Origin of the sequence: Chryseobacterium sp. MDT2-18 (genome assembly GCF_030815285.1) — a bacterium.
In the GTDB taxonomy this organism is placed as follows: Bacteria; Bacteroidota; Bacteroidia; order Flavobacteriales; family Weeksellaceae; genus Kaistella; species Kaistella salivictor.
On sequence record NZ_JAUSWQ010000001.1, the window covers coordinates 213,292 to 225,357 of the forward strand.

Annotated in this window: 6 protein-coding genes; all 6 read right to left on the reverse strand. The window is 37.4% G+C overall.

Annotated elements, in window-relative coordinates:
• Positions 1-62: 62 nt before the first annotated feature.
• Positions 63-7,274, reverse strand: a complete 7,212-nt coding sequence (locus QF004_RS00980; RefSeq protein ID WP_307421921.1) for a T9SS type B sorting domain-containing protein — start codon at positions 7,272-7,274, stop codon at positions 63-65.
• A gap of 490 nt (positions 7,275-7,764) precedes the next feature.
• Positions 7,765-8,484 (reverse strand): DNA-formamidopyrimidine glycosylase family protein, encoded by a 720-nt coding sequence (locus QF004_RS00985; protein WP_307421922.1) that lies wholly within the window; start codon positions 8,482-8,484, stop codon positions 7,765-7,767.
• 2 nt (positions 8,485-8,486) lie between these two features.
• Positions 8,487-9,596 (reverse strand): DNA topoisomerase IB, encoded by a 1,110-nt coding sequence (locus QF004_RS00990; RefSeq protein WP_133440488.1) that lies wholly within the window; start codon positions 9,594-9,596, stop codon positions 8,487-8,489.
• A gap of 5 nt (positions 9,597-9,601) precedes the next feature.
• Positions 9,602-9,766, reverse strand: coding sequence for a phosphatidate cytidylyltransferase (locus tag QF004_RS00995; protein ID WP_133440489.1), 165 nt, complete (start codon positions 9,764-9,766; stop codon positions 9,602-9,604).
• Between the two features lie 51 nt (positions 9,767-9,817).
• Complete coding sequence (locus tag QF004_RS01000) at positions 9,818-10,255, reverse strand: DUF6526 family protein (protein ID WP_133440490.1); 438 nt, start codon at positions 10,253-10,255, stop codon at positions 9,818-9,820.
• A 186-nt stretch (positions 10,256-10,441) separates the two neighbouring features.
• Positions 10,442-11,992 carry a M20/M25/M40 family metallo-hydrolase gene (locus QF004_RS01005; protein ID WP_133440491.1) on the reverse strand — a complete coding sequence of 517 codons (1,551 nt, stop codon included), beginning with the start codon at positions 11,990-11,992 and terminating at the stop codon, positions 10,442-10,444.
• Between the last annotated feature and the right edge of the window lie 74 nt (positions 11,993-12,066).

Consider the following 12,066-nt stretch of genomic DNA (forward strand, 5'->3'; position numbering starts at 1 on the left):
TCGTTTTTAAAATAAGACAAAAAAAATCCTTCAATGTGGTATTGAAGGATTTTTAACCGTTCTTAATTTCGATTTTTAATCATTACATATCCCGACAGAATTCGATTGTCGGTTAGAATAATTTGATACCAATAATTTCCGGTTGGTAATTTTCTACTTAAATATTCGCCATTCCAGGAGAAAATACCATTTACGGTTTTTTCCAGAACCACAGTTCCAAAACGGTCGATTACCTTTATTTTGGATCCTGGATAGTTTTCGATGCCTTCAATTTTCCACTCATCATTAATTCCATCATAATCAGGTGAAAAAACATTCACAATTTTAAAAATAGTAAAGAAACGTTCTGTGATTGCGCAAGTTTGTAAACCACTTCTTACAAAAGCAATATGATTTCCATTTGGTAGATTGTAAAATAGATTTGAGGTTTGCCAGAAAATACCATCAATCGAATATTCCAAAATCCCTATACCTGTTGCGAAAATCTGTACCGTATTGTTTTCGATTTTTATATCGGTAATCATTGGTAAACCAACTTTCTTAACCACCACCGATTTTGAAGTGCTGCATCCTAAATTATTGGTTACTGTAATTTTATAAATCCCACTTTCTTTCACATTGATAATTTGCTGATTGCTGTATGGATTTCCATTAAAAGTCCACGTAAAAGAACTTGATGCTGGCTGATTTCCGGCATCTAATTTCACGGTGTTTTCTGGGCAATATTCCGCACTTGACGGAACATTTACCACTGGAGCAGCATTTAATTTAATTGTTAAAGTTACTTTAGCGGAACAACCAGCAGCAGAATTTACTTTTACAAAAACGATATTTTGGCCAGTTTTTAAGGTATAATTTTTAAAATCGGATATCAAATTATCATTCTGATCAAAAAATTCATAGGTATAACTTTGCGAATTTGAAACTACATTTGATTGGTAGCTCGTCAAATCGGTTTTCTTCGTTCCATCTTCATCAGAGCAAAAAGCGGCAGCCGCAAAATCAGTCGCTGGAATATTAGTCGTAACCAAAGAGACCGTGACGGAAACTCTTTGCATGCTTTCACAACCTTTTTCCGTCTGAGAGGCGAAATAAGCAACACCATCTTGTAATTTTGTATTGTTTGGTAAAACTGTATTTCCAGAATTACTGCTGTACCATTTGATTTGGGAACCGGTAACCATAAGATTTGATACCGTTGCAGCCTGACTGATACAGAATTCCTGTAAATGATTTGCAGTCGGAGGCGGTGTCGTAATTATATTAATTTTGACCAAAGCACGCTCGCTTTCACAGGAATTTATAGTTTGCGTTACAAAGTAAGTATTTCCATTAATTAAAGGTTGATTTAAGGCTAATGAAGTAGTCGCCGTCGCCGAATTGTACCACAGTAAACCACTTCCAGTTGCAGAAATATTTCCGACGGTAGCATTTTGCTGTAGACAAAAATCCTGAATACTATTAACCAAAGGTTTCGGTGTAGGATTGATAAATGTATTCACTACAACCGGGGTAGAAACAGAAACACAACCTAAACTGTTTTTAATTTTAAGAGAATATGAATGAGGCAATAATGCAGGAAAAACATTTGAGTTTTGCCAAGTTAAACCATCATCAATGCTGTATTGTGCAGCATTTTCATTAATTGTAATCTGTGCAAAACGATTGGCACAATCAATTTGAATAATATTTGCCGTTGGTTTTTTTGGAGTATCTGCCGGAATATTGATTGTTACGGGGACTCCTCCAGATTCACATCCAGCACTATTTTTCACTTTAAGTACATAAGTTCCCGGTGACAGTAAACTGGAAGTTGAGGCAGAAGAATAAGAAATTCCACCATCAAAACTATACTGATTTTCCGTGGAAGTAATCGCAATTGTTCCATAAGGATTTATACATGAAGTTGGTTGAGTAACGGTAAATAATGGGAGAGTGGGTGCATTCCCTGGCGGATCAATCGTAGCTGTCGTCGATGGAGAACTGCAACCGCTTGCAGTTAGTTTGATTTTAATTTTATAAGTTCCGGGACTTAAATTAGACGATGAATTGATGACCCAAGTCGCTCCATCATCAAAACTATAATAAGCAGCCGCAGAAATGATGGCAACCGTTCCAAAAGCATTGGTACAGCCAGAAGACTGTGTTACCGAAACTTGAGGTGCAGATGGAGTTACAGGCTGCTGATTGATGGTGGCAATTCCAGCAAAAGAAATACACCCGAAACGATCTTTAATCATCAAATTATAAGTTCCGGGGCTTAAATTAGATTTGGTGTCTGAAGAACCATAAGTAAGACCATTATCAAAACTATACTCTGCAGCCGCTGTGGTTATTTTTATAGAACCTAGTGATACAAAGCAATCCGGTTGAGTTATGGCTGAATTAGGACTTGGCAATGGAGCAGGAGTAGTAACCGTTGCTGATGCCGCATAAGAAATACAGCCAGCAGCATTTTTAATTTTTATCTTATAAGTTCCAGGAAGTAAATCACTTTTGGTGTTGGCATAAATGAAAGTCAAACCATCATCAAAACTATAGGTTGCAGCAGTGGTAGTTACGGTAATGGAACCAGTAGAAACACTGCAAGTCGGTTGAACTACGGAGACCGCTGGCGCAGCAATATTTATTCCCGAATCTAACGTTACCGGTACAGAAACCGATTCGCAAGAGGAAGAATTGGTTTTAATTTTCAAAATATAAGTTCCTGATCCAATATTTTTCTTTACCGGATCAGTACTCCAGGATGCGCCATCATTAAAACTAAAACTTTTGCCGGGCGTTGTAATGGTAATGCTTCCGTCCGTTGCATCACATGCTGTTGGCTGTGTAACAGTAAAAACAGGTGTTGGCGGAAGTGCCGGGGCGTTGTAAATATTCACATAAGCTCGTTGCGAAATGCACCCGGCTGCATTTTTAATTAACAGATTGTAATTTCCTGAATTGAGATTCGTTTTTACGGGATTTGTTGTCCAGGTTGCTCCATTATCAAAACTGTATAAATCTGCAATAGTATTTATATAAATCGAACCTTTCGGTACTGAACAGGTTGGCTGAATTATAGTAACAATTGGTTGTGCAAGGTAAAATTGATTGACTGAAGCGGTAGCTGCTTGTGAAATGCATCCTGCAGAATTTTTTATTAAAATATAATAATACCCAGGGGTAGGATTAAGTAAGGAAGGATTTGTTACCCAAGTTGTTCCATTGTCAAAGGAATATTGTGCAGCTTGAGAGACTACCGTTATACTTCCATTGTTTCCGCAGCTTGGTTGCACAACTTTTAGTAAAGGTCGCGGTAAATAGAAAGTAGTAATCGAAACATTCATTTCATAAGGATTTGAAGTACAACCCTGTGCGTTTTTAATCACAATATTGTAATAGCCTGAGTTCAGGTTTGTTTTTTCATTAACAGTGCTCCAGGTTTGGCCACCATCAAAACTGTATTCTGAGGCTACGGTGGTAATCTTAATACTTCCTTTCACCGTACATGTGGGTTGAACCACCGAAACATTTGGTTTTGGAAGATAGAATTTCTGTAAATTTAAAGAAGAAACGTAGTTTGATGATTTACAACCCGCTGCATTTTGAACCATAATGTTGTAATTTCCATCAGCAAGATTGGTGAAATTCGGTGAAGTGCTCCACGTTTGCCCACCATTGATGCTGTATTGTGACGCGGGAGTCGTTATAGAAATCGTGCCTCCAACGCCACAGGTTGGGTTTGTAAAAGTATAAGTTGGATTAGGTAAATAGAACTGTTGGATATTTACATAGGTTGTTGTAGAAGAACAATTCCCATCTTTTACCATTACATAGTAATACCCCGATGATAAATTATTTAAAACCGGCGACGTGCTCCAAGTACTGCCGCCATTAAAACTGAATGAAGTGCCCGGCGAAGTTACCGTGATACTGCCACTTGTACCACAAGTTGGCTGTACTACATTCACGGTTGGACTTGCGAGATTGGTAGTGTTCAAATAAACTGAAATACTGTTTGACCTACAATCCGCACTGTTTTTCACCATTAAATAATAATAACCAGCACTCAGATTATTGAAAACAGGGTTGGTACTCCAGTTATAACCATCAATACTGTACTGATCTGCGGTAGAAGTAAAAGTGATATTTCCGATATTCCCACAACTTGGGCTTACCGCTGTATAGGTAGGCTCAGGAAGATAAATTTGATTAAAATAAACATACTTAGTTTCAGATACACAATTTTGGCTATTTTTAATCATCACATTATAGCTGTTGCCGGTAAGATTACTGAAAACATTAGAGGTCACCCAGGTTTTTCCACCATCAATACTATAAAAACTGGATGGTGTTGTTATCGTAATCGTTCCTTTTGTAGTACAGGTTGGTTGTATGATAGTCACCTCAGGAGTTTCAATTTTAGGCGGATACAGAGAAATGTATTGCGGATTAGACATACAGCCAATACTGTTTTTAACTTTGATTTGGTAACTCCCGGCGGGTAATGTTTTAGTAGGAGTCGTTACCCAGGTTGCGCCATTATCAAAACTATAAAAATCTGAAACGGTATTAATACTGATCGATCCATCAGCGCCACAAGTTGGCTGAACAACCGAAACATAAGGTTGGTCTATTCGAGGTTCATATAAATAAACGGAAGTTTCTCTGGAAATACAACCTGCGGCAGTTTTTAACTTGATAATGTAGGTTCCGGCAGGTAAATCCTTCATATTACTCGTCGTCCAGGTGACGCCATTATCAAAACTGTAAAAATCTGCTTCTGTTACAATATAGATTGTTCCATTTTCACCACAGGTGGGTTGAATGGTTTCATAGATGGGATACATGGTCTGAAAACTCTGCAGATAAACACTCTCCAAATAAGAAGTACATCCCAGACTGTTTTTAATTCCAATGGAGAAATTTCCAGTAAAAATATTATCTAAAACATTGGTCGTACCCCAGGTTTGGCCACCATCGAAAGTATAGAAATCTGCGGAAGTATTGATGGTTATTTTTCCGGAAACAGTACACGCTGGATTTATAACCGTAAAATCGGGATCTCCTAAAGTGTCGCTGGAAATAACAACTCCTTGCGGATTAGAAATACATCCGGATGCATCTTTTGTCCGAATCGTATAAAGCCCAGGAGCTAAATTATCCATCGTAGAATTATTGACCCAGGTCACCCCGTTGTCATAACTATAATTCGCCGCAGGAGAAGTGATCGTAATGCTTCCCGTGTCACCGCAGAATTTAGGCTGCGTAGCATCATAATATGGATAAGGTAAAAGTGAAGCTTTAATAGTAACCTTCTGTGCGTACGAAGTACAACCTTTCACCGTTTTAATCATAATAGAATAATCACCCGGATAAAGATTAGATTTAATGGGATTTGTTCCCCAGGTTACTCCATTATCAAAACTATATTCCGACGCCGCCGAGGTGACTTTTATCGTTCCCGATGAAACAAAACAAGAAGGCTGGGTTATTTCTAAGGTCGGGGTCACCGCAGTCTGACTTGGTTCAATACTTACGGTTGCCATGCTGAAACATTCAAAACTGTCGGTAACGGTAACTGAATAAACGCCAATTGATGTTACGATGATATTTTGGCTAGTTTCTCCAGTACTCCATAAATAAGTGGAACCTGCTGAGGCTTTTAATTCTGTACTTCCGGAACAAACATTTAAAATCCCGGAAATAGTAGCAGTGGGATTTCTAACTTCTAAATTTGCCGGAATAATTTTATGGCATCCTGCACTCTGCGAAACCCGCACATAAATTACCGCAGAAGAGGAATTGTACGCCGTGAAATTGGTAATGGCGCCCGTATTATTAAAGGCGGAATTATAATCCTTAAAATAATTGAAAGTAAAGCCAGTTGTAGAATTAACAACCTGTGCATTAAAATCGGTTAAATTAAAATCTTCTTTTCCATCGTGATTCGCATCACATTTTGAAATTTTTGCAGTATTTACCTGAATATTGCAACCCGAAGAACAGTTCAAAAAACTGATGTCCCAGCCATCATTCGCATCTGGATCACTTGCCGAGGCAAATACCTGTGTATTTCCACTACTTCCGCAACCATTACCACCACTGGAAGTTCCCACATCAAAATCTGCTGTAACGCCAACATTGTAATTGCCCGTAGAAATATTGGGAAAGTTCTGAGGTAAAAGCGTGAAGCAGAATTTTTTTGTGATCGGATCCAGCGAAGAAGTTGTAGTGGTCGTATGAACAACCGACCCATTTTCATCATAAACCTTTAAGGTTAATTTTTTTAAAGTTGAGGTAACTCCTCCTGAATTTGGTAAAGTATAATTCCCGCAAACCGTCACCGGAAGTGTCGGACAAACTGCGTACAAAGGATCCAAAGTGACCGAACCAACAAAGCTTTCGTTGGATTGTAAAAGACAAATATCATCTACATAAGCATATCCGAAATGCCCGCCTAAACCACAACGGGAAGCCATAAATTCTACAGTGAATTCTTCATTATTGGGAATCGAAGAAATATCCAAAATACCGGATTGCCATTTCTCAGTGTACAAAGTAACATACCATGATCCGCCATCAGAAACTTTAGTGAAAATGCAGTTCTTCTCGTCACCGACTAAACAAAACTCACTAACCACCACTTTGTTTTTATTAATAATTCTTGCCTTAAAAAATGGTTGATTATCCCGGTGGCTATCGTCATAAACGGATTGTAGAACGGCTTTGTAATTAAATTTTAAAAAATTTTCATTATTTGTTTTAAACCTTTGTCCCTGAACAATTGAACCGTATGTTCCGGAATTTTCGTAATTTATTTTGAGCGCATATTGGTCGAATGCTTTAAGATCTCCCATATATCGATCAAACAGATTTGCCGGAACCGAACTCGCCATCAAATTACTATTGCCCGGATTATACTGTGGTATACTGTTTACAGCACTGTTAGAAAGAGATTTACATTGGGTCGGTCCGGGGGGGTCACCAATATTAAAAAGAAAATTTTTGATAAAATTTTTACCATTAATAGTTTCAACTTGTTCAAAACCACCATTGGTACACATTTCTACAGCGGTCGAACTTCCTTTTTGCAGATGAGATTGCTCCAACTGAATTTTCCGATTCCTTTCTTTGAGAAACTGAATTTTTTCTGAATGATCCGTAATTATTTTCCCTTTTGCATTTTCAAACATTCCATTCCGCAGATAATTGGTGGTGTCCGAAATTTTTGTTTGAGCGTACAAAGCCGAGAATAATCCAAGAAATAAAAAAAGATAAAGTTTCTTCATATAAAGTTTTTGTTGAAGTATATTTTAATATTCTTAACACATTTTAGGAATGGTTATGAAAATTTAACAAATATAACTCAAAAAGATATTTCTTTTTCAAAAATTGGTTTAGTCACAGATAAAATTTTCAATATTAAGAGCCTGTTTAAATTGTTTTTTAAAACCTAAAATCACAAACACCGCGGTCTTTTTTAAATTTCACCGCGGTGATTTATTATTTTCACCGCGGTGATTTTTCCATAGGTTACTGTAAAAAATAAGGAGTATAATAAGAGCTTTTTGTTTGTAGAGTAAATTTTTCATCATAATTTTATTAGCCCAGTAACCAATAAGTTACTAAACTGACAATCAATTTTTTATGTTTTTCAATATGAATATCCCATAAACTTTTTCTTTATTTAATTTTTCAACAGCCTATAAAACTGATGTTCTAATAAATAAAAAAATCCCTTCAATTAAAGGGAATTCATACTATTTCTAAACTAAAAAATCAATAGATTTTCTGCACTTTTTCAACCACGTAGGTTTTTCGTTTAATTTTCGGAGCGACATATTCTAAAACTTCTTGGTCTTCCCATCCTTTTTTCTTGTAAACTGAACTTGAGGATTTCCATATTTTTTGCTCAATTAATTCTACGGAAGCTTTGGAAAATTCTTTAATTGTTTGAAGTAATTCTTTCATTTTTTTCGAAGGAATTTTTTCCACCGTACTTTCAGGATGAATCTTACTTAGGAATAAAACTTCATTGCGGATAATATTTCCTAAACCTGGAAACACGTCCTGATTTAAAAGTACATCTCCAATTCTCTTGTCGCCATATTTTTCGAGCAAAAATTTTTTCGTTTTTTCTAATTTGTATTTTTTTGAAAATACATTTAGTTCCTGATCAAACGCGTGATCTTTTTGGAGTTTCTTAATTTTCACCACATAAAAATTGATGTGGTCTTCCCCGAAAAAAAGCGAAAAACTTGTATTGACTTTCTTGGATTCATTAATCAAAAAGCTTCCAAATAATCCAAAATGAACAGTGATTAAAAAGTCTTTGAAATCGAGTAAAAGGTATTTTCCATAGGTTTCAACCGAAACCACTTTTCTGCCGGAAATTGAGTCGGCGAAAGGATTGTTGTAGCCACCGCTTTCGGTCACGGTTTCACCTTCAAATCTTTGAAGTCGTTTCTTAAAAACAACAATGGAGGGACCTTCTGGCATGATTACGGTTTTTCGTTTTTTAGAATTTTCATCACAATCTGTTCTTCTTTCGTCAAACCGGATTTTCCGTCATCAATTTCTATTTCATCCAGTTCTCTTAAATATTTTTCAATAGAATCGTTTTCGTAAAGATTAATGATCAGTGGATGAATATAGTATTTTCGGCAAACAGTGCCGGTATTTCCCAGTTCGGCGGCTACCAGATCGATGGCCCGTTTTATTTTGGATTTTTGATTACCATCAATTTCCTGAGCTTCAATTTCTTTAAAGGCAATTAACGCATTCACCGTGCCAGACCACGTCCGGAAATCTTTTGCGGTGAAATCTTCGCCACTGATTTCTTTAATATAATCATTGACCATTCCACTTTCTATGGCGTGCCGTTTTCCATCCTCGTCATAAAACTGAAAGAGTTCTTTTCCGGGAATATCACGGCAGGTTTTTACGGCTTTTGCTAATTTGGCATTCTTTAAATCGATATCGTGGTAAATGCCTTTTTTACCTTTAAAAGAGAATTTTATTTTTTGACCGTTAATCGCTACATGTTTATCTTTCAAAGTCGTTAAGCCAAAAGATCCATACAGTTTTTCATAAATCGCATTGCCGATTCTAATATTGGTCCGTTCCATGAGACTTACCACCAACGCCAAAACTTTGCGCCTGTCTAAGGTGCGGTGATTCAAATCTTTTTCTAACTGCAGTCGGATATCGGGCAAAACTTCGCCAAAGTGCAGCATTCTGTAAAACTTCGTATGATTCCGTAAGGCATTCCAAATGGGATGGTAGCGGTACTGTTTGCGTTTTTTAGCATCCAGACCTGTGGCCTGTAAATGGCCGTTTTGCAACGCGCAGATCCATACGTTTTCCCAGGCGGGAGGAATCGCCAATTGATTAATCCGCTGAATCTCTTCTTTGTCTTTAATCTTTTCACCGCCAATAAAATAAATGAATTTATCTCCTCTTTTTCGGCGTGCGATTCCTTGATTTTCACTGTCGCTGGTGTAAACTAAATTTACTGCAGTTGCAGATTTCTCCGGATCCTTCATGATTTTCACCATTTTTGAAGGACTTATTTTAGTGATAAGTTCTAAAGAAGGATTTTCGGTTTTCATCCTGTTTAATTTTTCCCTCTGCTAAATAACCAAACGATTAAACCGATTACCAATGCAACCAGGAAAAATGCCCACCACATTCCGGCTTTGAAAATGGTGCCGATCGCGTCGCAACCGGTTAAACTCAATAAAGCAAAAACAGCCAGAGTAAGAAATGTAAACTTTTTCATAATTTTATTTTTTAAGGTTTATTAATGATAATTTAATTATTATTTTTTTATTTAAACTCTATGGTGATCAGGTTTCCAGTTGTGGATTGATTTTTTGATTTCGTCACCAGAAATATTTTGTTGAAGCGCTTTATCTAGCAAAATTTTAAATTCGTCATCGTAGGCAAAGCGCAAAGCGGCAATCTGATCAAAAGAAAGTTTAGATTCTGCTTCATCCGCGCTTTTACCGAAAAGTTCAAAATACCTTAGCTTAAACTCTAACCGTATAATACGGTCCTGATTTCCCAATGCGTAATGCTGCCGGATCATTAATGCTAAATAAAGAATTAGAAAAATAACGGCTGAAAATAAAATCCAGATTAATTGGTTTTGCTCATCGTTAAAAATTTTCCAGATTCCAATAATTTGTAGAATAAAAACAAGAGGAAGATAGATGAAATGATGTGGCGGATAGAATTTTTTGTGATTTTGATAATTTTGATTTTTCATAAATATTTCCCATCAAAAATTTAACCATTCTTAAAACTAGATTAAAATTCACTGTCTGTTCCTCCATTTTAAAGGCTAAAGCATCATTAAATTCCGGTTCAATAATCCAAAAAAGCCGGCAAAATCTTCACGCTGAACGTTAGAAATTACCGGCTTATTACAGGTTATTTTTGGTAAGATTTACATTTAATCGAAACCTCCTTTACGGGTTGGTTCTTTTACTTCCGGCCATTTCATAGGTTCACCGGTTCTTGGATTGATTGGCATTTTTATTCTTTCCGATGAAGCCTTTTCCGGATCTTCACTCGCCATATAAGTTAAAATCGCGATCGTCGCAACATTACTTTTAAGATCATCGAAAACGATTTTATCGTAGGTGTCTCTGTTGGTATGCCAGGTGTAATTTCCATAACTCCAGTTTAATGAACTCAACATAAATGCGGGTACGCCGGCTGCAATAAATGAAGCGTGGTCAGAACCTCCACCACCCGGGAATCCTGGGAAAGAAGTTTCGATTCCTTTGGTTAATTCTTTCGGAACGGCGCTTAACCATCTTCCGATATAATCATACGAATTCAAAAATCCCTGCCCGCTGATATTGGCGATTCTTCCCGTTCCGTTATCCTGGTTGAAAACCGCCTGAACATTTGGCATTTGGTCTTTATGTGCCCAGACATAACCGCGTGAACCATTTAAGCCCTGTTCCTCACTTCCCCAAAGTCCAACCACAATGGTTCTCTTTGGATTTGGATAATATTTTTTTAGAATTCTGGCAACTTCCATCATGGTGATGGTTCCGGTGCCATTATCGGTAGCGCCGGTTCCGCCATCCCAGGAATCAAAGTGCGCCGAAAGAATCACATATTCCTCTGGTTTCTCAGAACCTTTGATAACAGCAACTGTATTGAAAGTTGGAGCAGTTCCTCTGTCTTTCGAGTGAGCGTTAATTTTCAGTTTAGGCGTTTTTCCGTGCTGAATCATGCGGTATAACTGTCCATAATCTTCTAAAGAAATATCAACCACAGGAATGGTTTTCGTCCCGGCAGCGAAAATTTTATTCACTCCAAATCCTCTGGACCAATACGAAGAGACGATTCCGGCTGCACCGGCTTTTTCTAATTTTTCATTTAACGTTCTGGAGGTTTCTCCTGTCGCAGCAATTGATTTTCTCCACTCTTCAGAAGCTTCAGCGGATTCTTTTTTCATTTTCTCAAAAGATTCCGGCGTTGCAAATTCTTTCCAGTTATTTTCAGGTCTTCCCGTTGGCTGGTATTGGGAAACCATCACCAGTTTTCCTTTTACTTTTGGCAGCCAGGCGGCAAATTCTTCTTTGTTCTTAAACATGGGCAACATCACCACATCGGCGGTTAAGCCTTTAGCAGAAGTTGCAGGACTGAAAGCCAACTGCATTCCTTCGATTGATTTCGCATAAGGAGCAACCATTTCTATGGATGATGGTCCTCTTTCCCAGGATTTCCATTCGCCCCATTTTTCGTTTTGGGCATCGATTCCCCAGTTCTGAAAACGTTTTACGGCCCAGTCATGTGCCTGCTGCATTTTTGGACTTCCCACCAGTCTTGGCCCAATGTCGTCCATCAATTCATACGCAAGGGTTTCGAGTTGAGAGTTTTGATAGGTTTCATCCATAATAGATTTTACCATTTGGTCTTTGGTTTGAGCGTTTAAACCCACAGCAAAAACCGTAGAAACCATCAATAATTTAGCATAGTTCTTCATTGAATATAATTTTTGCGATGAAGATAATAAAATTTATTCTAAGGAACTGTCTGTTCATGGGATAAAATAAAATA

Coding starts and splice junctions, on each gene's coding strand:
- QF004_RS00980 (WP_307421921.1), bottom strand. CDS start 7,274: ATGAAGAAACTTTATCTTTTTTTATTTCTTGGATTATTCTCGGCTTTG.
- QF004_RS00985 (WP_307421922.1), bottom strand. CDS start 8,484: ATGCCAGAAGGTCCCTCCATTGTTGTTTTTAAGAAACGACTTCAAAGA.
- QF004_RS00990 (WP_133440488.1), bottom strand. CDS start 9,596: ATGAAAACCGAAAATCCTTCTTTAGAACTTATCACTAAAATAAGTCCT.
- QF004_RS00995 (WP_133440489.1), bottom strand. CDS start 9,766: ATGAAAAAGTTTACATTTCTTACTCTGGCTGTTTTTGCTTTATTGAGT.
- QF004_RS01000 (WP_133440490.1), bottom strand. CDS start 10,255: ATGAAAAATCAAAATTATCAAAATCACAAAAAATTCTATCCGCCACAT.
- QF004_RS01005 (WP_133440491.1), bottom strand. CDS start 11,992: ATGAAGAACTATGCTAAATTATTGATGGTTTCTACGGTTTTTGCTGTG.